At 71.2% G+C, this 19,857-nt stretch carries 18 protein-coding genes and 1 pseudogene; 6 read left to right on the top strand and 13 right to left on the bottom strand.

What is annotated here, in order from left to right:
• Positions 1-6: 6 nt before the first annotated feature.
• A complete protein-coding gene (locus AB0411_RS17100) occupies positions 7-3,150 on the top strand; it encodes a BTAD domain-containing putative transcriptional regulator (protein ID WP_366418101.1) in 3,144 nt (1,047 codons plus the stop codon).
• Between the two features lie 71 nt (positions 3,151-3,221).
• Here AB0411_RS17100 and AB0411_RS17095 read toward each other — a convergent pair whose 3' ends face one another.
• The 4 genes and pseudogenes from AB0411_RS17095 to AB0411_RS17080 all read right to left on the bottom strand — a co-directional run bounded on the left by AB0411_RS17095 (position 3,222) and on the right by AB0411_RS17080 (position 7,192).
• On the bottom strand, positions 3,222-4,448 hold the full coding sequence (locus AB0411_RS17095) for a cytochrome P450 (RefSeq protein ID WP_366418100.1): 1,227 nt from the start codon (positions 4,446-4,448) through the stop codon (positions 3,222-3,224).
• 157 nt (positions 4,449-4,605) lie between these two features.
• Complete coding sequence (locus tag AB0411_RS17090) at positions 4,606-5,844, bottom strand: FUSC family protein (protein ID WP_366418099.1); 1,239 nt, start codon at positions 5,842-5,844, stop codon at positions 4,606-4,608.
• A gap of 147 nt (positions 5,845-5,991) precedes the next feature.
• Positions 5,992-6,355, bottom strand: a pseudogene (locus AB0411_RS17085) (molybdopterin-binding oxidoreductase); the annotation flags it as partial.
• 180 nt (positions 6,356-6,535) lie between these two features.
• A complete protein-coding gene (locus AB0411_RS17080; RefSeq protein WP_366418098.1) occupies positions 6,536-7,192 on the bottom strand; it encodes a TetR/AcrR family transcriptional regulator in 657 nt (218 codons plus the stop codon).
• A gap of 154 nt (positions 7,193-7,346) precedes the next feature.
• On the opposite strand from AB0411_RS17080, the gene AB0411_RS17075 reads away from it, so the two are divergent.
• Positions 7,347-8,369: an NADP-dependent oxidoreductase gene (locus AB0411_RS17075; RefSeq protein WP_366418097.1), complete on the top strand. Its 1,023-nt coding sequence runs from the start codon at positions 7,347-7,349 to the stop codon at positions 8,367-8,369.
• Between the two features lie 56 nt (positions 8,370-8,425).
• On the opposite strand, the gene AB0411_RS38125 is transcribed toward AB0411_RS17075, so the two are convergent.
• Together AB0411_RS38125 and AB0411_RS17065 are read right to left on the bottom strand one after the other, a co-directional pair.
• Complete coding sequence (locus AB0411_RS38125; protein WP_437042326.1) at positions 8,426-8,521, bottom strand: hypothetical protein; 96 nt, start codon at positions 8,519-8,521, stop codon at positions 8,426-8,428.
• Positions 8,522-8,822: 301 nt separating this feature from the next.
• Positions 8,823-9,308, bottom strand: coding sequence for a peroxiredoxin (locus AB0411_RS17065; protein ID WP_366418096.1), 486 nt, complete (start codon positions 9,306-9,308; stop codon positions 8,823-8,825).
• A 728-nt stretch (positions 9,309-10,036) separates the two neighbouring features.
• Here AB0411_RS17065 and AB0411_RS17060 point away from each other — a divergent pair.
• Entirely contained in the window at positions 10,037-10,354 is a 318-nt protein-coding gene (locus AB0411_RS17060; RefSeq protein ID WP_366418095.1) for a UBP-type zinc finger domain-containing protein, read from the top strand.
• Between the two features lie 59 nt (positions 10,355-10,413).
• Here AB0411_RS17060 and AB0411_RS17055 read toward each other — a convergent pair whose 3' ends face one another.
• The 7 genes from AB0411_RS17055 to AB0411_RS17025 form a co-directional block, all read right to left on the bottom strand.
• Complete coding sequence (locus AB0411_RS17055) at positions 10,414-11,139, bottom strand: hypothetical protein (RefSeq protein WP_366418094.1); 726 nt, start codon at positions 11,137-11,139, stop codon at positions 10,414-10,416.
• Positions 11,140-11,185: 46 nt separating this feature from the next.
• Positions 11,186-11,557, bottom strand: coding sequence for a hypothetical protein (locus AB0411_RS17050; protein ID WP_366418093.1), 372 nt, complete (start codon positions 11,555-11,557; stop codon positions 11,186-11,188).
• Positions 11,558-11,583: 26 nt separating this feature from the next.
• Positions 11,584-13,182, bottom strand: coding sequence for a zinc ribbon domain-containing protein (locus AB0411_RS17045; protein ID WP_366418092.1), 1,599 nt, complete (start codon positions 13,180-13,182; stop codon positions 11,584-11,586).
• Positions 13,183-13,362: 180 nt separating this feature from the next.
• Positions 13,363-14,100 (bottom strand): SAM-dependent methyltransferase, encoded by a 738-nt coding sequence (locus AB0411_RS17040; protein ID WP_366418091.1) that lies wholly within the window; start codon positions 14,098-14,100, stop codon positions 13,363-13,365.
• Positions 14,101-14,179: 79 nt separating this feature from the next.
• Complete coding sequence (locus AB0411_RS17035) at positions 14,180-15,268, bottom strand: chitinase (RefSeq protein ID WP_366418090.1); 1,089 nt, start codon at positions 15,266-15,268, stop codon at positions 14,180-14,182.
• A gap of 388 nt (positions 15,269-15,656) precedes the next feature.
• Positions 15,657-16,376, bottom strand: coding sequence for an HAD family hydrolase (locus tag AB0411_RS17030; RefSeq protein WP_366418089.1), 720 nt, complete (start codon positions 16,374-16,376; stop codon positions 15,657-15,659).
• 230 nt (positions 16,377-16,606) lie between these two features.
• A complete protein-coding gene (locus AB0411_RS17025; RefSeq protein ID WP_366418088.1) occupies positions 16,607-17,527 on the bottom strand; it encodes a ScbA/BarX family gamma-butyrolactone biosynthesis protein in 921 nt (306 codons plus the stop codon).
• Positions 17,528-17,626: 99 nt separating this feature from the next.
• Here AB0411_RS17025 and AB0411_RS17020 point away from each other — a divergent pair, with 99 nt between their 5' ends.
• The 3 genes from AB0411_RS17020 (at position 17,627) to AB0411_RS17010 (ending at position 19,822) form a co-directional block, all read left to right on the top strand.
• On the top strand, positions 17,627-18,286 hold the full coding sequence (locus AB0411_RS17020; RefSeq protein WP_403148643.1) for a ScbR family autoregulator-binding transcription factor: 660 nt from the start codon (positions 17,627-17,629) through the stop codon (positions 18,284-18,286).
• Positions 18,287-18,348: 62 nt separating this feature from the next.
• Positions 18,349-19,164 (top strand): thioesterase family protein, encoded by an 816-nt coding sequence (locus AB0411_RS17015; RefSeq protein WP_366418087.1) that lies wholly within the window; start codon positions 18,349-18,351, stop codon positions 19,162-19,164.
• 124 nt (positions 19,165-19,288) lie between these two features.
• A complete protein-coding gene (locus tag AB0411_RS17010; RefSeq protein WP_366418086.1) occupies positions 19,289-19,822 on the top strand; it encodes an LppU/SCO3897 family protein in 534 nt (177 codons plus the stop codon).
• Positions 19,823-19,857: the final 35 nt, after the last annotated feature.

Genomic DNA, 19,857 nt, shown 5'->3' with positions numbered 1-19,857 from the left:
CAGCGGGTGCAGATCGGGATGCTGGGTCCATTGGAGGTGCGGGGGGACGACGGCCGGGTGGCCGACGTGCCGGGCGCGCGGTTGCGCGGACTGCTGGTCGCCCTCGCGCTCAAGCCGGGTCAGGTGGTCCCGAAGGCGTCGCTCGTCGACTGGATCTGGGGAGAGCACCCGCCGGCCGAGGTGACGAACGCCCTGCAACGCTTGGTGTCCCGGCTGCGCAAGGCGCTGCCGGACGGGGTGGTCGAGGGGCGGACGGACGGCTACCGGTTGCGGGTCGAGCCGGACGCCGTGGACGCCGTGCGGTTCGAGCGCCTCGTCACTGCGGGCCAGGGCTGCACCGAGGACACCTCTCGGCGGGTGCGGCTGCTGCGCGAGGCCCTCGGGCTGTGGCGCGGTGCGGCCCTGCAGGACGTCGGGCTGCAGGACAGTGCCGCGTGCGACGCCGCGGCCGGCCGGTTCGAGGGGCTGCGCCTGACCGCCATGGAGGAGCGGGTCGACGCGGAGGTCACCCTCGGGCGCGGTGCGCAGATGGTCACGGAGCTCTCCGACCTGGTGGCCGCGCATCCACTGCGGGAACGGCTCGTCGCCGCGCTGATGCGTGCCCTCGTCGCGGCCGGCCGCGACAGCGAGGCGCTGCTGGTGTACCAGCGCACGAGGGAGGCCCTGGCCGGCGAGCTGGGTGTCGACCCGTCGCCGGAGCTGGCCGCGCTGCATCTCGCACTGCTGCGGGGCGAGTTGGGCCGACCGGAGGAGGACCGCAGGACGAACCTGCGCACCGAGCTGACGACCTTCGTCGGCAGGAGCGGCGATGTCGCCGCGGTCCGCGAGCTGATAGCCGAACACCGGCTCACCACCGTGCTCGGACCGGGCGGCGCGGGGAAGACGAGACTGGCAACGGAGACCGCGCGCACGCTGGTCGGCGAACTGCCGGACGGGGCCTGGCTGGTGGAGCTGGCCGCCATCGGCGCGGACGGCGACGTGGCGCAGGCGGCGCTCACCGGTCTCGGTCTCCGGGACGCCCTGCTCGGCGGGGCGCCCGGCGCGGAGCTGACGGACCGGCTCATCGCCGCGATCCGCGAGCGGGAGGCGCTGCTGATCCTGGACAACTGCGAGCATGTGATCGAGTCCGCCGCGGTGTTCGCCGACCGGGTGCTCGGGGAGTGCCGGCGGCTGCGGATCCTGGCGACGAGCCGGGAACCGCTCGGGATCACCGGGGAGGCGCTGTGGCCGGTCGAGCCGCTGGCCCTGCCCGCGGGGGACGCGGGTCCGGACGAGATCGCCTCCGCACCCGCCGTCCAACTGCTGCGCGACCGGGCCCGAGCGGTGCGCCGGGACCTCGCGGCCGACGCCCCCACGTCGGCGACCTTGGTCCGTGTCTGCCGGGCGCTGGACGGGATGCCCCTGGCGATCGAACTGGCCGCGGCCCGGTTGCGCACCATGTCCCTCGACCAGCTGGCCGACCGGCTCGACGACCGGTTCCGCCTGCTGACCAGTGGCAGCCGCACCGCGCTGCCGCGGCACCGGACGCTGCGCGCGGTGATCGACTGGAGCTGGGAGTTGCTCACCGACGCCGAGCGGGCGGTCCTGCGCAGGCTGGCGGTGTTCTCCGGCGGGGCGGGTCTGGAGGCGGCCGAGCGGGTCTGTGCGGGCGACGCGGTCGAGCAGGAACAGGTGCTGGATCTGCTCACCGCGCTGACCGAGAAGTCGCTGCTGCGCGCCGAGGGAGACGGCGCCCCGCGCTACCGCATGCTCGGCACGATCAAGGAGTACGCCGGGCAACGGCTCGCGGAGGCGGGGGAAGCGGACCGGGCGCGCCGGGCTCATCTCGCCCACTTCACCGAGCTGGCCGAGACCGCGGAGCCGCGTCTGCGCCGCGCCGAACAGTTGGAGTGGCTGACCGTGCTCGGGGCCGAGCACGACAACATCGGTTCGGCGATGCGTGGCGCGCTCGCGGCGGGCGAGGCGCAGGCGGCGATGCGGCTCGCGGCGGGCGCCGGCTGGTACTGGTGGCTCAGCGGGCACAAGACCGAGGGCATGGAGCTGATCCTCGCGGCCACCAGGATCCCCGGCGAGGTGACCGACGAGGCCCGGGCCACGTCGTACGCCCTGGTCTCGATGTTCGTGAACTCCGGGCGGGGCGACGCACACCAGGCAGCGGAGTGGATCCACAAGGCGTACCGGTTCAGCCGGAACAGCCGCGGCAGCCACCCGTTGATGGGGTTCGTGGCCCCGCTGGAACGCATGCTCCGGGCGCCGGACGCGGTCCTGCCCGCCTTCGAAACGCTGCTGGCGGACGCGGACCCCTGGGCGCGTGCGCTGGCCCGGCTGCACCTGGGCAAGATGCGGATCGCGCTCGGCCACGACGGATGCGAGGCGGACGCGCATCTGGAGCGGGCACTCGCCGAGTTCCGGGCGCTCGGCGAGCGGTTCGGGATCTGGTTCGCGCTGACGGAGCTGGCGGACCGGATCGCCGTGCGCGGCGAGTTCGCCCGCGCGTGCGCGCACTACGAGCAGGCGATCGCGGCCGTCACCGAGGTCGGTGCCACCGAGGACGTCATCCGCATGCGGTCCCGGCAGGCGCAGCTCTACTGGCTGCTGGGCGACGAGGACGCGGGCGCGGCCGCCCTCGCCGAGGCCGAGCAGTGCGCGAAGCGGGTCACCTGGCCGGACGCGCTGGCCGAGCTGGCCCTCACGAAGGCCGAACTCGCCCGGTGGCGCGGCGATGCCGAGGAGGCACACCACCAACTCGGCGTCGCAACGGCTGTATTGGGCGACGAAGCGGGGCGCGCGGACATCCGCGCGGTGGCCCACGACCTGCTCGGCTACCTCGCCGACGACCTCGACGAGGCCCGGGCGCACCGCGCCGCGGCCTGCAAGGCGGCGTCCGAGGCGGGACATGCGCCGCTGATCGCGCTGGTGCTCGTCGGGGTCGCGGACCTGGCACAGCGGCGCGACGAGCACGAGCAGGCCGCGCGGCTGCTCGCCGCGAGCGCGGGCGTGCGCGGGCTGCAGGACCGCTCCCACCCGGACGTGGCGCGTATCGAGCAGGCCGCCCGCCGCCATCTCGGCGAAGCGCGGTTCGCCGAGGCGGCCCGGGAGGGGGCCCGGACCCCTTGGTCCCGGCTGGTCGAGGCCGCGCTCGCTCCTTGAGCGCGGCGACCGCCCGCATACGTCCAGCAGCCCGGCACCGGCACCGGTTTCGCCGGTGCTCGGGAACGGCTCTACCGGACCGCTTCCGTCCAGGTGACCGGCAGCTCGTGGACGCCGTAGATGTTCATGTCGGTCCTGAGCTTCACCTCGTGGGCGGGGAGGGCGAGTTCGAGGGTCGGGAAGCGGCGCAGCAGTCCGTCGAATCCGGCGCGCATCTCGATACGGGCCAGTTGCTGGCCGAGGCACTGGTGGACACCGTGGCCGAAGGAGAGGTGGCCGCGGGCCGTGCGGTGGACGTCCAGGGTGTCGGGGTTGTCGAAGCGCCGGGGGTCGCGGTTGGCGGCCAGCAGTGAGACGACGACGGTCGATCCCTTGCCGATCGTCTCCCCGCCGAGCTCGATGTCCTCCGTGGCGTAGCGGTAGAAGATGTCGGCCACGGACAGGTAGCGCATGATCTCCTCCACGGCGCCGGGCAGCAGCTCCGGGTCCGCGCGGAGTTCGGCCAGCTGGTCGGGGTGCTCCAGGAGCGCGAAGGTGCCCAGCGCCAGCATGTTGGCGGTGGTCTCGTGGCCCGCGAGCAGCAGCAGGAAGGCGATGCCGGTCAGCTCCTCGACGCTCAGGTCGTCCTGGCGGGCCAGGTCGGACAGGATGTCCTCGCCGGGGGTGGCGCGTTTGCGCGTGACCAGTTCGGCGAGGTACGTGGTGAGCGCGCCGTACGCGGCCATCTTCTCGTCGAGCGGCTGGTCCTTGACCAGGAACTTGGCGGAGTTGACCTGGAAGGTCTCCCGGTCGCCGTAGGGCACGCCGAGCATTTCGCAGATGACCAGCGAGGGCACCGGCAGCGCGAACTCCTTGACCAGGTCGACCGGCGGGGCGAGGCGCGCCATCGCGTCGAGTTGCCGCTCGACGATGTCGTGGATGTGCTCCTCGAGCATCTTCATGCGCTTGACGGTGAAGGCGCCGGTGAGCCTGCGCCGCAGCCGGGTGTGGTCCGGCGGGTCCATGGCGATGAACAGGCCCGGCACCTGCGGGGAGGGTTCGGTCGCGACGGGCATGCCGGGGATCTCGTACGGCACGTGGAGCACGCCGATGTCCTGGCGGGAGCTGAAGCGGGTGTCGGCCATGAGCCGGCGGACCGCCTCGTAGCCGGTGACGAGCCAGCCCTCGTGACCGTCGGGGAAGACCAGAGGGCTGACCGGCCGGGCCTCGCGCAGCCGGGTGATGGCGCGGGGCGGGTCGAAGGGGCCCGCATCGCGCTCCATGGGGAGGCCCTGCGGGACGGGAACCGTTCGGCTCATCGGTGTTCCTTTCGTGGCGGTGATGACGGCCACGATGGCCGACGGTCCTGACATGGGGCTGACACGGCTCTGACACCGGCCGTGCCGGGGCCATGGCCGGGACAGGGGCGTGGTCCGTGGGGCGAGGGTGCACCCGGCCGGGCGGGGCGGCAGTTGTCTAGCGCGCCGCTTCCGTGGTGCGGCGCCCCGGCCGTCCCAGGCGCAGCCGGCCCCGCAGCTTGTCCACCATCGGGTACTTCTCCCGCTGCTCGCGGGCCTGGCGGTTGAGCTCCTCCACGAGCCGCTCGGACCGTTTCGTCACGTCCAGCTCGTCCAGGATCCGGTCGATCTCGGCCAGCAGCGCACCGTGCAGCTGCCATTGCCGCGGATGCTCCTGCACCCCGTCGAGGAGCAGGTGCGCGACGATCTCGCGGCTCTGGCGGCTGGCGGCGAGTTCCTCGCCGAGCCGTTCCTCGGCCTCCTCCGCGTTGGCGCTGACCTGTGTGGTGATGAGGACCGCGAAGCTCTCGACCGCGCGGGCCATGTGCCGGAACAGCTCCCGCAGGGCGGTGCCGAGGGCCGGTGGGAAGAGCGGCTCGTCGATCCGCGCCTTGGCCAGGTCGGTCAGGGTGCGGCACACCGTACGGAGCACCACCGCGGAGATCTCCAAGGTGTCCAGCCCGGTGCGCAGGACGACCCGGGAGAGCAGGCCCTCCTTGACCCGGGGATTGAGCCGGAGGCTGTCTTCCGCTTGCCGGAGCGCCGCGTCCACCTGCACGATGTCGTGATCCAGCTGCCGCGCCTCGTGCAGCCTGGCGGCCGCCTCCGCCACGGGCGTATGGCCCGTCACCTCGTCGCCGAGACTCAGCAGCAGCCGTCTCATCCGGGCGGCCAGCCCCTCGATGGCCTCACTGGCGGGCTGCACCCACAGGGGCGGCACGAACAGCATGTTGAAGAGCAGTCCGACGACCGCCCCGATCAGCGTCTCCAACACCCGGTCCCAGGCGGTCGCGGCCACCCGCGTCGTGGTCACCCCGAGCACCAGCATCGCGCTGATCGCCACCTCGGGCACGAACTCACCCGCCCGGACGAAACGCCCGATGACCAGCGACGCGAGGATGATCAGCCCCAGGCTCCACCAGGTCAGACCGACCAGGGAGCTGAAGCCGATGGCGATGACCACCCCGACGACGACGGCGTTGACCCTGCGCACACTGGTGGTGAGGGTGGTGTACAGGGTGACTTGGACGACGAGCAGGGCGGTCAGGGGTGCCGTCAGCGGCGCCGGTTCGCTGCTCAGCAGCAGGGCGACGACGTAGGAGATCACGGCGGCCACGGTCGAGCGGAGCGTCTGGGCGACGACGGGCTCGCTGTGCCATCGGACGAGATCCAGCAAGGGATCGGTAACTTCGCGCACCCTCTGTCCCCTCCCCCCGTTCCGCTCCGGAGGCAACATCCATTGCGGTGAATGCCCCACACTCCTCACCCGGCGCCCGACGAACCCGTGAGGCGACCGCGCGGACGTCCGCACCACACCCTCTGAGCCCGCGAGCGCTGCCCGGGATCAGGCCACGGTGACCACGACCGTATGCCAACCGGAGGCGCCGTCGGGGAGGGGCGGGCGCCTGGTCGGTCCGGGTGTAGCCGGTGCGGTCGGTGGCCCGGACCTCGAGGGTGCGGGTGCCCGACGTGGCCGGCCCTTCCCACGACCACTGCCGCCAGGTGTCGACCGGCCCCTCGGCGGCCGGTCCGGCCCGCTGCCATGCCCCGCCGTCGACACGGACCCCGACCCGCTCGATCCCCTTGTGCCGGGCCCACGCCACCCCGGCCACGACCACGGTCCCGGCCTTGACGTTCGCGAACGGCTTGGGAGTGTCGATGCGGGACTCCGTCTTGACCGGTGCCTCGGCGGCCCGGTCGCGCCTGAGAAGACACCGTCCTTACCGCCTGACGCCCGCTCACGCTCCGCGGACCCGCAGGTCATGGAGGCAACGACGCTGGGCGAGCGGTCGATGCTCAGCCTCGTCGACCGGGTACTCGACGACCCGTGTGAGCCCCCCGAAGGCACGCGCCTGGCCGGCGCCGCTTAGCCTTAGGAGCCGCCGGGCCTACGGGCCACCGCTCGCCCCGCTCTCGTCCATGGCGGCGGCGAACTCGGCACCGGTCGGCGCCGGATGGGGCAGTGGGTGCGCCGCCTCGGGCCGCAATCCGTCGAAGATCACGTGCAGATAGCGCCGCCACAGGTCGGGGGCGACATCGCCCATGGGCGCGGCGGCCTGATACGCGGCACGGGAGAGCAGCATGATGTCCTCCCCCGTGATGTCGGCTCGCACGCTCCCCTGACGCCGTGCCCGGTCGGCGAGCGCCTCCGCGGTGTCGAGCAGGCGGTCACCGGCGGCGCGAACTTCGGGATCGCTGTGGGCGATGCCGGTCCCGGCCTCGCAGAAACAGCGGTCGCGAGCCTGCATCTCCACACCGGTGGTCATGAACTCCAGCAGCGCGGCCTCCGGGTCGGCGGCGTCCAGCAACCCCGTACCGACGGCCGTGAATGCGGCGAGCCGGTCACAGAGGATCGCGGCGACCAGGTGACTCTTGGTGGCGAAGTGGCGGAAGACCGTGCCCTTGCCGATCCCGGCCCGTGCCGCGATCTGCGCGATCGAGGCGTCCATGCCCTGCTCGGCGAACGTCGCCGCGGCGGCATCCAGCAGCGCACGCCGATTGTGGGCGGCATCGGCCCGCAACCGGCCCGGTGGCGTGGTCGTCATCTGCTCCCCAGTTCGTGGTGTCCTGCCGGCATCCGCACCCTATCGCAAGCGGACCGCTCGGTCAGGTTACGTGCTACGGTCGCGCCGTAACCTGACCCGCCGGTCCGCTTATGGTGTGGCCGCTCACGGCGGGCCCTTGAGGAACGAGGCATTGATGATCAACGGGACCATGAAGGCGGTCGTCGCCCGGAGCTACGGTTCCCCGGCGGTGCTGGCCGTCGAGGACATCCGGATTCCCCGGCCCGACCCCGGCCAGATCCAGGTGCGCGTGGAGGCAGCGGCGCTCAACGGCTGCGATCTCGACCTGCTCAGCGGCCGGATGGCGGAAGCGGCGCCCCTGGAATTCCCCCACGTGCCGGGCAGCGACCTCGCCGGCACCGTCACCGAGGTCGGCGAGGGGGTCACCCGCTTCGCCGTGGGCGACCACGTCTTCGGGACCGCCTTCCCCCGTGCGACCGGCCGCTTCGGCGCGGCCTTCTGCAGTCCGTTGTCCCTGACCTCGGGGGCGATGGCCGAGTACGCGGTCCTCGATGCCGACACTCCTGCCCTGGCGCACCGTCCGCCGGCACTCGACGCCGAGCGAGCCGCCGCCCTGCCCATATCCGGCCTGACCGCGTTGCCGCTGCTACGGGCGGGGCAGCCGCAGCCCGGCGAAACCGTACTGGTCATCGGTGCGACGGGAGGCGTCGGCAGCGTGGTGGTCCCCCTTCTCTCCGCGGCGAAGGCGCATGTCATCGCCACCGCAGGCGCCGCCGACGAAGACCATGTGCGCCGCTTGGGCGCCGACGAGGTCATCGACTACCGCAGCGCCGATGTGGTCGCCGAGGTGTCACGGCGCCACCCCGACGGTGTTGACGCCGTGGTGAACCTCGCCCTGCCCGCCGACCGGCTGATCGACGTCAGCCAGGTGGTGCGCCGCGGCGGGCGGCTGATGAACGCCACCTATCCCGCCCCGGAGCCCGGCACCCACGAACGGGACGACCTGACCATGGACACCGTCTACAGTGCGGCCCGACCCGGTGACCTGGACGAACTGGCAGCACGGGCGACCGGCGGAACGCTGCCCGCAGCCATCGGCCGGCGCTACAGCCTGGACGACGGCCCGCGCGCCTACCTCGAATTCGTGCAGCAACACACCCGCGGCAAGCTGCTCGTGGCGATGAACGCACAAGCCTGAGGCGAGGTGCGCCGCGATCGTCGCCACGGCGGAGCCGCCGCGACGACGGTCGCCCGCTACTTCTGGGGGAGCAGGACGGACTCGATGACGTGGACGGTGGCGTTGGCGGTCCGCACCTTTCCGCAGACGACCTTCGCCGAGTCGTCGACCATGTACGACTCACCGGCGCCGGACGTGGTGAGCTCGTTCTTCGCCAGGGTGTCGAAGGAGCCGTCGGCGAGCTTGTGTCACCAGCGTGGACAGGGCCGGGTTGTTCGAGGCGGCGGTGGCGACCTGGGCCTTGGCCATGCCGTCGAAGCTGGCCCTGCCGCGCCGGTGACTTCCTGTCGTCGCGGGCTCATAACCCGTATGCGGAACCCGCCCGGGAGCGGATGGGTCGATCGCCGCCTCAGCTCTTCGCGGCGTCAGCGGCCGAGCCGACGGCGCGGGCGGGCACCCCTCCCCCTCACCGGATCAGGTGGCCGCCCTATCCGCGAGCTGCCGGGCGAGCGTGTCGAGGGACTGGAACGTGGCGCCGAGCAGCGCCACGTGCTTCCAGCGCAGGGTCCCGTCCGCCCCGACGAGGAACACCGCCCTGCGCAGCCCGATGCCGGGGGCGGCGACACCGAAGGCGCGGGCGACGCGGCGATCGGTGTCGGCGAGCAGGGGCATCCGCAGGTCGTACTTCCGCGCGAACCGCTCGTGGCTGTCGACGTCCTGGGGACTGATGCCCCAGACCTCCGCGTCCTGGTCCTGGAACTGTTCGAGGCCGCTGGAGTACGCACACAGCTGCTTGGTGCACACGCTGGTGTCGTCGCCCGGGTAGAAGGCCAGGACGAGGGGGCGGCCGCGCTGGAGGGAGAGGGCGTAGTCACGTCGCTCGAAACGGTCGCCGGTCAGCACACCGCCGGGCAGGGTGAAGTCGGATACCAGCGTGCCGGTTTGGGGTGCGGAAGCCATCTGGGTGTCCAATCCACTGGAGAGACGGGAAGGTCGGCGAGGAGTACGTACATGATCTCTTGTACGGCGATCCCACGATGCACGCGTCCAACGGCCGGGCACCGTATCCGCAGGTTCTGCACTATCGCTCCGTTCCTTCCGTTCCGATCGCACGGCAGCCGGCCCGGTGAGAGAGCAGCGCGGCGTTCAGGACGTCCTCCCGGTACATTCGTCGCCGGCCGGGGTCCGGATGGGTGGAGTGGCGGATGTGTGCGACGCCCACGTCGCTGAGTGACCACCCGGGCACCCTGGGCCCTCCTCGGCAGGCCGATCCCCCCCCCGACGCCGGCAGATCCGTCGCCGTTCGCGGTGGAAGCGACGGGCAATGCCCGGCGCGCTTGAGGTGGACACGGCGGGCGCGCCCGAGGTGGACATCGAGGTGGTCCGGTCCACCGTTTGACAGGGTGCCGCCGAGTGGGAGGGTAGAGGTATCGATCTCGGCCTCGCCGCCGGGCAAGGACGGGCTACGCCCGAGCACCCGCCTCGGGCGGGACCAAGATCACACCCTTCCCTTTCCTTCCCTCCCTTTCCCTCCCGACGATGGCACCGGCCGACCCGGCTCTGCCGTACCCCTGCGGCAGAGCGTCTTGCCGCACCTCTGCGGCAAGCGTCCCCGAGTGGTTCCACGGCGTCCGCGGACGCGCCACAGGGGGCCGCCAGAGATCGGCTGCGTGCGGTGAGGAGGCACCATGGCTATCAGCGACGGAACGGCGGGCGGCCTGATCTGTCAGCACCTCGATCAGGTGACGGTGGTCAACCCCGACAGCCCTGACAGCTGTCCCGACTGTGTCGCGCTGGGCGACCAGTGGGTGCACCTGCGTGAGTGCCAGAACTGCGGACACATCGGCTGCTGCGACTCCTCCAAGAACAAGCACGCCACGGCCCACTACGAAGCCACCGGCCACCCGCTCATCCGCTCCTACGAGCCCGGTGAGGCCTGGTGGTGGTGCTACGAGGACCAGGTGACCTTCGAGGTCGAGGGTGTGGGCCCCGAACGGCCGACGTGAGCGCGCACTCGCCGGGCAGAACGCACCTCCGCAGCCGTTCGGCACAAGCAGACGGCCGCTCAGTACCGACTGATATCGGCGCTGACGATCTCACCGCCGGACACCGTGTACGTCCCCTGGAACACCTGCACCGAGCCGTCGCTCTGGACCGCGTGGAGGACGGCGCGGACCTGGCCGGGGCTCCCGGCGTTCACCGCGGTGAGGTCGATGCTCTCCGTCGTGTTGAAGCCCGCGACCCACCGTGAGTAGGAGGAGCCGCCGATGTTCTTGCCGCCGAGGTCCCAGGCGGCCGAGAAGTTCTCGTCATTGATGTCGCGGTAGTACTCCTCCACGACCTCGGTCCCGTCGTCGGGGGACGGCGATGTCTCCGAGGGGGTGGGAGTGTCGATGTAGCTCGGCGACGGCGGATCGACGTAGGTCGACGGTGCGGAGTCGATGTCCGTCTGCGACGGGCTGGGCGAGGGGACGATGCCGTCCGCCCCCTCCGAAGACCCGGCGGACGAGTACGACGACGAGTACGAGGACGAGTCGGCCGACGAGTCCACGAGCAGGTATGCGGTGACACCGCCTACCGCGAGCAGGGCCACCACCAGCCACAACAGCCACTGCGGGAGGATGGTGGACCCTACGCGGACATAGCCGTAGCCGGTGGTTCCGGTGGCCTGACCGGTGCCACCCGGCGCGCCGGCCTGGCGCGGCATGCCGCAACTCGGGCAGGAGTGCGCGGTGGAATCCTCGCTTTGCGCACCGCAGTGGATGCAGGACGGCACGGTCGTCTCCCCCATGTTCCTCAGGGCTCCTCGGAGCCCGGCACCTTCGTGTGACCCCCGCCTACAGTCCGCGGATCGCCTCTTCGATCGTCACTGCCAGGGAGGCCAGAGCCGTGAACCCCGGCACCGCGCCCACCAGCGCCCTGGCGAACAACTTCAGCTTGCCCTTGCGGGGTTCTGCCGACGTGACCTCCTCACGGGCGTCCTCCGCGGCCTCGATCAGGTCGTCGCGTTCCGGGTGTTCGGACCTGCCGAGTTCGTCGATCAGCCGGGTGAGCAGGTCGCCGATCTCCTGGGGCGAGGGCTGCCGCCCGCCGTCGGACTGCGTGAGCCCGCTGTTGCGCACCTCGGCCTTCGCGTTCCTGCCGCTGGCCACGGCGTTGCCGACGACGTTCGAGCCGCCGGTCGCGGTGATGCCGTTGTTCCTCTGCATTCCGATGCCTCATCCCTTCTCGGTGGTCAGTCCAGATTCAGCAGCGGGATCTTGTTGAGCATGCGCACGGAGATCCGCGACCTGTCGCCGGAGGCGACCGAACTGCCTTCCACGCGCGCCCCGTCGGCCGCGATGATGCCGTTGTTGATGATCATTTCCTGACGCTGGATCAGGCCGCCCGCGTCGATGTCATGTGCCTCGGCGAATTCGACGAGGGCGTCCAGGACCCGCTTTTCGACCGTCTTCAGGACCATCCCGCTGTCGGCCTTCTGGAAGTAGCGGTGGTGGTCCCCGGACGCCGCCTGCCGGCGCACGCTCAGGAGCGCCCCGTAGTCGAACCTGCGCAGCCGCGTGATCAGCTTTTCCTGACGGCGCAGACGCCACGACATCCAGTAGTCGGGGGCGAATCCCGCGACCGCCCGCGCGGGCGAGGCCAGCAGCACGAACACGGTGCTGACCAGTGTCTCCGAGAGCAGCTTGGCGAGCTCGCGCACGGGCGGGCGGGGCATGAGGGTGTCGATGACCCGGTAGCGGTCGAGCAGCGGGAACAGCACCGTCGGAACCGCCTCCACGAAGAGGCTGGATTCGGAACGGACGAAGCGCAGGAAGAGCGAGGTGACCAACTCGCCGCCCCAGCCCGTGGAGTGGACGGCCAGGTAGGGGCGGGCCCCCTCCTCGGGTGTCCGCTTCAGCTCGTCGAGCAGGTCGAGGGGAATCCGGGCGACCGGCCGGCCGAGCGGATCGGGCAGGAGGCGGGTGTCGTTCAGGAGGCTCCCCCCGTCGGCGAAGAGCCGCTCCTCGACCTCCAGACAGGGCAGGACCAGCGTGCCGAGCCGATCGGCGATGTGGGCGTAGAGCTCCGTCACCTCGAAGTCGCGCGGTGTGACACCCGCCCGGCCCGACGTCGTGACGTCGAAGGTCAGGGACCACGAGTCGAGTTCGGAACCGTAGCCGATGAACGGTGAATAGCCGCTGTAGGTGGTGACGTTCCCCGCGGCGTACGAGCCGATCTGGCGCAGTCGCGTCGCGATGTCCTCGTTGAGCGGCGGTGGCGCGGCCGCGGGGTCGAACCGGTCCGGGCGGAGGCTTTGCAGATGGCGGCCGTACTTCGTCGAGAGCTCGAAGGAGAACAGCGTCACCCAGGAGGCGATCAGCACCAGCAGGGTGAGGGCCGGATTGCCGACCCAGAAGAGGAAGACGAAGAACAGCAGGAAGAGGACGGTGAGGACGAGATCCCGGCCGTGACGGCGGGCATTGGCCAGGTAGGCGTGCCGGAGCGCCACGGGGACGTCGCACGCCGGGGCGGCCGCCACTCCCAAGTGGGGTTCGGCGGCGACCTGTTTGATGAGCGATTTGGCGTAGGCGCGGTCCAGATAGGCGGCCGCGCAGATGTACCGGGTCACGTCCCGACCGTCGCCCCACCGCGGCACGGCCATGCGGCGGTCGGCGGTGAGGGTGGTGAGGGACTCGGTGGCCGCGGACGGCACGGTCGGCGGGTGGCCGGCGGGCGCGGGAACCGTCGCGGACGATGCACCGGCCTCCACGGCCGCGCCGCAATGGGGGCAGAAGGCGGCCCCCGTCACAGTGCCGCTGCCGCATTCCGGGCACGCAGTCGATTGCGTCATGACTCCCCCGCACAGGAAATGGACCCCACGGCCACCCAGTGCAGCACAACGGTGCACCGAGAACGCGCCCTTGTCACTCTTCGAGTCAGTTCCGTTACAGATCGGGAAGGGGTGGCCGTGGAGGCGGGAGAGGCCAGGAGATCGGCGGGCTGCCCCGGGGCGCGGGGGGGGGCGGTGGCGTCAGGTGGACGTACGGCGCAGGACCAGGCAGACGAAGCCCCACGTCTCCCGGTACACGCGGAGCCATTCGGTGCGTCGCGTACCGGCCGTTTCGAGCACGTGCGCGCTGTCCGGGTCGTCGGGGTGGTCGAGGGCCCATGACGCCAACGAACCCCAGCAGGCCCACTCGTAGTCGTCCAGCTCGCCGCGGGTGCTGACATGACCGTGCACCGGAGTCCAGCCGTCGGCGACGATCCGGTCCACCGTCGTGGCCAGGTCGTCGAAGTCCCCGAGCATCTCGACGGCCTCCGGCGAGGGTGCACGGTCCCAGAAGCCCTCACCCACGAGCACATGTCCCCCGGGTGCCAGGTGCCTGCGCGCCGCGGCCAGGGTGGGCAGCAGGCCGCCGAAGGCGTGTGTGGCGCCGACGCTGAGCACCAGGTCGAAGGCGTGCGGCGAGGAGAAGCCGTGGGCGTCCTGGTGGTGGAGCACCAGGCGTTCCTGGACGCCCCGGCCGGTCGCGGTCCGCCGGGCCTGCGCAAGGTCCTCCGACGAGAGGTCGACGCCCTCGGCGTGCAGTCGCGGGTGCATGTCCAGGGCGCGCAGCAGCCATTCCCCACCCCCGCAACCGAGGTCGAGCACCCGCTCGTTGCCGTGCGGGAGGCCGTGCTCCAGCAGGCGGCGCACCGAGTCGTCGTCGAGCGGGGACTTTATCGGGTGGTGGGCATGGGCGAGCCGGGAGATCTGTTCACGATTCACCGGCGCAGCTTGGCAGCGCCGGATGGCGCGCGCACGTGATTTTCCTTCGCGGCTTCGCGGGCCTTCCGGCGGCGGCCGCTCAGCCCGTGAACGCCTTGGTGAACTCGTTCGCCGGCTTCCCGATGCTGGAACAGGTCGCTGCCGCCTTGAGGTTCGCGCCTCCGGGGCAGGCCTTGTCCCGGGTGAGCGACCACATCGACAGCCGGCCGAGGCCCTTCTTCTCGGCGAACCGCTTGAGCTCGGCGGCGTCGTCGGGCGTGAAGACCTCGCCCTTGACGTCGTTCACTCCGATCATGGGCGTGACCCCGACGGCCTTCCAGGCCCGGGCGTCGTCGCGGATGCCGAGCGCCGTCTTGACCTGCTTCTGGGTGGCGGTGGCGGCCGAGATGGCGTACTTGCCCATGTCGCCGTCGTAGTAGGTGCCGTAGTCCATGGCCATGATGTTCACGGCGGATATCCGGGCGCCGTTCTTCTTGGCGTTCTCCAGCACCGCGACGGAGTGCCGGTTCAGGCCGGAGGGGAGCACCGGGAGGGTGAAGGACACGTCCAGTTTCCCGCGCTGCTGGAGCTTGGCGATCGCCTGGGCCCGGAGGTTGTTGGCCTTGGTGTCCGTCAGGGCGGGGCCCTCGATGTCGAAGTCGGCCTTCGTCAGGCCGTAGGCGTCGATGACCTCGGTGTAGGCGCGCACCAGCTTGTCCACCGAGCCGCAGACCCTGGCCAGTTCGTTGCCGCTCTGCCCGCCGAACGAGATCCGTACGTCGCCGCCCTTGGCACGCAGCGCCTTCGCCTGGCGCGCCACCGGGTTGTCGCCGAGTGCCTGCCTGCCGCCCCACTTCGGTACGCAGCCGCCTCCCGGGGAGACGAAGGCCAGGTTGTACTCCTTCACGCCGCTTTCCCCGGCGCCCTTGAGGAGGTCGTAGGAGGGCCGGAGCGAGGTGTCCACGTACGGCGCGAAGGCGGTGGATTCCTTGGCGGGTGGCGTGGGCGCGGGACTGCTCGGCCGCGGCGAGGACACCACGGGGTCCGGGCGCTCGGGCTTCTCCTCGTCCGCACTCGAACAGCCCGCGAGCAACAACGCCCCCGCCATCACTGCCGTCCCTGCCGCGGTGGCGGTCGGTCGCGCCGTGTGGCTCGTCCGGCGGGAAGGCACTTCTGCGTTGTTCGTCATCGTCGGGCTGCCTCCATCGGTGGGGGGTGGGCAGTTGCGTTCGGACCTGCCGCGAGGGGGCGACAACAGTTGGGGGTGTGGCGCGGGCCGGGTTCGGGAGCGTTCGGGCGGCTCGGGAGCGGGGCACTCGGGGCGGCCGCGGGGTGAGCGGACGGCCCGCCCGCGAGACACGCATACATCATCGAGGTGTCATCCCTCGAGGGTACTTGATCCGCCGGACCGGGCTCGGTGGCGCCCCCGTCTGCGGCAGGGCCATGGGGGCCGCCCTGCCGCAGCACCGCCCCCAGTGGGGGAGGCGGTCCCGGCGCCTGCCACCGGGAGGTCTCGCCACGGGACGGAGCCCCGTACCGGGCCGCCGTCACGCCTGTCGCGTCATACCGTCACCGCGTCACGACGTCCTGCCCTCCGGCCGCGCCGGGCCCGTGCCCTGTGCGGGGATGCGGGCACCGGCCCAGCCCTGCACCGCCGGCTCCTCCAGGGAGTGGACCCACCAGTCGGCCAATGCCGTCTCCTCGTCGCTCGGCCGGGGCCCGACGCCGAGTACGCGCATGCCCGCGCCCGCGGCGGCCTGGATGCCGCAGTGGGAGTCCTCGACGGCCAGCGTGTCGGCAGGTTCGACCCCGCAGAGCTCGGCGGCGGTGAGGTAGACGTCCGGGTGGGGCTTGGGCCTCGTCGTGGCGTCGGGCACCACGATGTGGCTGAAGCACTCCCGGAGTCCGGCCATCCCGAGGCAGGACTCGACGACTTCCAGCGGGCAGTTGCTGGCCACCGCCAGCGGGGCGAACTGCACGGTCGAATGCACCAGTTCCGGCGCCCCGGGCATGGTGGTGGGGTCCGCGGCGACGAGGTCACGGAAGCACTCGAGCAGTGACTCGGTCATGCCCTCGGTGAGATCCGGGCGGCCGGCGACATCGGCCATCAGGCGACCGCATTCGGTGTAGTGCAGTCCCCTGGCCTTTTCGGCGAATGCGGCCGAGGGGGTGAATCCATAGCTCTGCAGCACCATGTCACGGGCGTCCTGCCAGTGGCGTTCGGTGTCCATCAGCGTGCCGTCGCAGTCGAAGACGACGGCGGCGGGGGTCCAGGAAAAGATGCTGTCTGCGGTCATCCGAGATTCCGTTCCGAGGGGCCCGGGGGCGCCGCTGTGACCGGTCGCGACGAGAGACAGCGCAGGGTCGGTTTCACGGACGCCCGTCACCGGGCCGAGGGAATTTCCGGCAGAGGGCAGCTCTCATGGGCAGGAGTTCTCCCCGCTCCAGGCCGGAACATAACGATCGTTACGTTACGGACGACCACGCAGAGTGGTCAACAGCTTCATGAATGTCCATATTGTGTGCTCTACGTATAACCCAGCGTTCCGTACGCCGTTTCGGCGCCGTTCTGGAGGATGCGGAAGGCGCATGTCGAGCGGTGCCGGGTGCACAGCACATGTGCGGGTGGAGCCAGTTCGGTGAACCGCGAGGCCTTCAGCCAGCCGAAACGGGGGCGGCTCAGCGTGCCCCGGCTGCGGTAGGAGGCGGCCTGGCGGGCGGCCTCCAGCAGCACCATGCCGGGCACGTGATCGGTGGGGTGGTCGAAGAAGAACGGGTGCTGCAGGTCGGCCGGCGACACCAACAACCCGTCCCCGTCGAGCGCGAGGACCGCATCGTGCGGGTGGTTCACGGTCAGCCGGGCGGGCGACGGGCGCCTCCCCTCGCCCGACGTGCGGGCCGAGGAGGTCCCGCCCGCGCTGCCGGCGCGCAGCGCACTGAAACGCGCGCCGTCCAGAAAGCGCACGCCCCCGCCGCCGGAGCCGAAGGTCCGCCCGCAGGCGGCGAAGGTGGCGTTCAGCCGCAGGCCGGCGACGGTCCCGTCCGGCCGGCGACGGACGGCGCTCACCCGTGCGCGACAGGTGACCTCGGTCGCTCCGGCCCGGGCAGGCGCCTCGTCGGCCGGGCTGAGCTGGAAGTACAGGTCGGTGATGACCGCGTGCCACGCCGCCGGGACGGCGTAGTGGCGCAGCGGAACGTAGAGACCGAGCTGACGCAGCGTCTCCACCAGGATCAGCGGACTGTGCCGCTGGGAGCCGTCGCGCGGGAAGGTCGCATGGGCGCGCGGCCAGGACGCCGCCGCGCGGAAGACGTGCGCGGTCCCGGTCGGCCGTACGTCGGTGAGGAGGACCTCCGCCACCGAGGTCCGGTGCACCAGTTCCCGCTCGACCGTACGGGACCAGCTGAGCGGCTCACTCTTTCCAGCGGCACCCACCGTTGACGTGCTCATACGACCAGGGAATACCGAGATGCACGGGTGCGCACGCTTGAATTCCGGGACGCGCGGAGCGATAGGTTGCCTGCCGGCGGAACGAGAACGATATCCGAGGTGTATGTGCAGATCCGGGCGAAGACGACGCGCAGGTCCCTGCTCGAAGCGGCAGCAACCTTGTTCGACGAGAAAGGCTATGCCGGTACCAGCATCAGCGACATCAGTGCGCATTCCGGTCGCACCAGCGGTGCCATTTATTTCCACTACGCCAGCAAGGAGAAGCTCGCCCTCGCCGTCGTCGAGGAGCATTTCGCCACCTGGCCGCATTTGATCAGCCGGCACCAGCAGCCAGGACTGCCCGCGCTGGAGAAACTCGTCGCCCTGAGCTTCGAGGTGGCCCGGGCCTTCCGTGACGACATCGTCGTACGGGCCGGAGCCCGCCTCTGGGCCGAGCGCAAGGCCATCGACGCCCAGTTCCCCGCGCCGTTCCTCGGCTGGATCGAAGCGGTCACCCAGCTGCTCGAAGAGGCCGCCCGCAACGGTGAACTCGCCGCCGGCGTGCCGCCCGCCACCACCGCCCACGGCATCGTCTGCGCCTTCTTCGGCCTGCATACCGTCTCCGACGCCCTGGACGGACGCCGGAACATCGAGGAGCACCTGGACGACCTGTGGCAGCTGCTGCTCCGCGGACTGCAGGCCGAGCCGGATCCGGCCGCGCTGCTCGCCCGGGTGCGCCGGCCGCTGTACGAGAACCAGCAGTCCCCCGGGCCGGCATAGCGGGAGCGCGGCGCCGGCGGCGGCCGTTGCCCGGCCGGGGTCTCGGGGGTAAGGGTGTGCGCATGACTGATCATTGGCTTGCCGATTCGGCACCACAGCACCAGGCGTTCTACCGGGGCCTGGGCGACGGCCGCTATGAGAGCAGCCCCGCCACCGCGGGGCCGTGGAGTGCGAAATCCCAGCACGCCGGTCCGCCTTCGGCCCTGCTGGGCAGGGCGATGGAGCGGCACGCCGCCCGGCCGGGCTTCCGTATCGCCCGCCTCACCTTGGAGCTGCCCCGCCCGGTGCCCGTCGGCGATCTGCGGGTGGAGGTGCGCACGGTCCACTCCGGTGGGCGGACCGAGTTGGTCGAGGGCGAACTCACCGCGGACGGAAAGACGGTGATGCTGGCGCGTGCCTGGCGGATGGCCGCCGGCCCGGCCGACACTCCGCAGCTCCGGCCCGAACCCGAGCCGCCGTCGCTCCCGCAACCGCAGGCGCCGCAGACCATGACCGGCGCCTATCTGGACGGCTATGTCTCGGCCATGGAATGGCGGTTCGAGGAGGGGAAGGGCTTTGACACACCGGGCCCCGGCATGGTCTGGGCCCGCCAGCGCATTCCGCTGGTGGCCGGCGAACCGGACACACCGCTGACCCGGGCCCTCACTCTGGCCGACAGCAGTTGGGCGGTCGCCTTCGAGCTCGACCATCGTGAACAGTTCGTCATCAACACCGATGTGACGGTGTCGTTGCACCGCGAGCCGGTGGGCGAGTGGCTCTGCATGCGGTCGTCGACCGCGGCCAGCCCCGGGGGTTCGGCGCTGGCACTGGGGCAGCTCGACGATGCGTCAGGCGACTGCGGTCGCATCCTGCAGACCCTGCTGGTCGCCGAGCTCTGAGCGCGGAGAGCGCGTCGTCGGCGGGAAGACCCTGCTGGTCAGCGGGGTCCGGCCGGCAGGTAGCCTGCACCGGTCATTGCGAGTTGCCCTTCGTCCGGGCAGTCAACCATGGGGGATTTCAGGCATGTCCGCGCCGCCGCCCTATCAGAATCAGCCGCAGCAGCCGTACGGGTATCCGCAGCAACAGCAGCCGTACGGCTACCCGCAGCAGCAACAGCCGCAGCAGCCGTATGGGTATCCGCAGCAGCACCAGGGGCCGCAGGGACCGCAGCGGCCGCAGCGGCCGCAGCCGCAGAGGAGCCCGTTGCGGGGGCTGATCACCGCCGTCATCGTCCTGGCGGTCTTCGGCGGCGCCGCCTGGTACGTGTGGGACTACAACACCAACCCTCATGGCGGCAAGGCCAAGAAGGAAGCGGCACAGGCCGCCCGGGCCGAGGAGAACAAGAAGTACAACCCGCAGGTCGGGGACTGCGTCAAGGTCCACGACCCGCAGGGTGAACCGCTGGCCGAGATCGTCGACTGCGGCTCGCCCGAGGCCCAGTACAAGACCGCCGACCGGCTGATCGGTGACGCGCGGTGCGGATCGAAGTTCGACTACGGCATTCACGTCTCGATCCGCCACAGCAGCAACTACACGTTGTGCTTCACCAAGGTCTGAGCTTCACCAAGGCCTGGCATTCGTGACCATCGCCA

Source organism: Streptomyces angustmyceticus (assembly GCF_040701845.1).
Classification (GTDB): Bacteria; Actinomycetota; Actinomycetes; order Streptomycetales; family Streptomycetaceae; genus Streptomyces; species Streptomyces angustmyceticus_A.
This window is presented reverse-complemented; position numbering and strand designations above follow the sequence as displayed.

What these genes read in the sequence shown, in the direction of transcription:
- AB0411_RS17075 (WP_366418097.1), top strand. Translation starts at nt 7,347, where the DNA reads ATGATCAACGGGACCATGAAGGCGGTCGTCGCCCGGAGCTACGGTTCC.
- AB0411_RS17080 (WP_366418098.1), bottom strand. Translation starts at nt 7,192, where the DNA reads ATGACGACCACGCCACCGGGCCGGTTGCGGGCCGATGCCGCCCACAAT.
- AB0411_RS17015 (WP_366418087.1), top strand. Translation starts at nt 18,349, where the DNA reads ATGACTGATCATTGGCTTGCCGATTCGGCACCACAGCACCAGGCGTTC.
- AB0411_RS17035 (WP_366418090.1), bottom strand. Translation starts at nt 15,268, where the DNA reads ATGACGAACAACGCAGAAGTGCCTTCCCGCCGGACGAGCCACACGGCG.
- AB0411_RS17065 (WP_366418096.1), bottom strand. Translation starts at nt 9,308, where the DNA reads ATGGCTTCCGCACCCCAAACCGGCACGCTGGTATCCGACTTCACCCTG.
- AB0411_RS17050 (WP_366418093.1), bottom strand. Translation starts at nt 11,557, where the DNA reads ATGCAGAGGAACAACGGCATCACCGCGACCGGCGGCTCGAACGTCGTC.
- AB0411_RS17055 (WP_366418094.1), bottom strand. Translation starts at nt 11,139, where the DNA reads ATGGGGGAGACGACCGTGCCGTCCTGCATCCACTGCGGTGCGCAAAGC.
- AB0411_RS38125 (WP_437042326.1), bottom strand. Translation starts at nt 8,521, where the DNA reads ATGGTCGACGACTCGGCGAAGGTCGTCTGCGGAAAGGTGCGGACCGCC.
- AB0411_RS17010 (WP_366418086.1), top strand. Translation starts at nt 19,289, where the DNA reads ATGTCCGCGCCGCCGCCCTATCAGAATCAGCCGCAGCAGCCGTACGGG.
- AB0411_RS17060 (WP_366418095.1), top strand. Translation starts at nt 10,037, where the DNA reads ATGGCTATCAGCGACGGAACGGCGGGCGGCCTGATCTGTCAGCACCTC.
- AB0411_RS17095 (WP_366418100.1), bottom strand. Translation starts at nt 4,448, where the DNA reads ATGAGCCGAACGGTTCCCGTCCCGCAGGGCCTCCCCATGGAGCGCGAT.
- AB0411_RS17025 (WP_366418088.1), bottom strand. Translation starts at nt 17,527, where the DNA reads ATGAGCACGTCAACGGTGGGTGCCGCTGGAAAGAGTGAGCCGCTCAGC.
- AB0411_RS17030 (WP_366418089.1), bottom strand. Translation starts at nt 16,376, where the DNA reads ATGACCGCAGACAGCATCTTTTCCTGGACCCCCGCCGCCGTCGTCTTC.
- AB0411_RS17045 (WP_366418092.1), bottom strand. Translation starts at nt 13,182, where the DNA reads ATGACGCAATCGACTGCGTGCCCGGAATGCGGCAGCGGCACTGTGACG.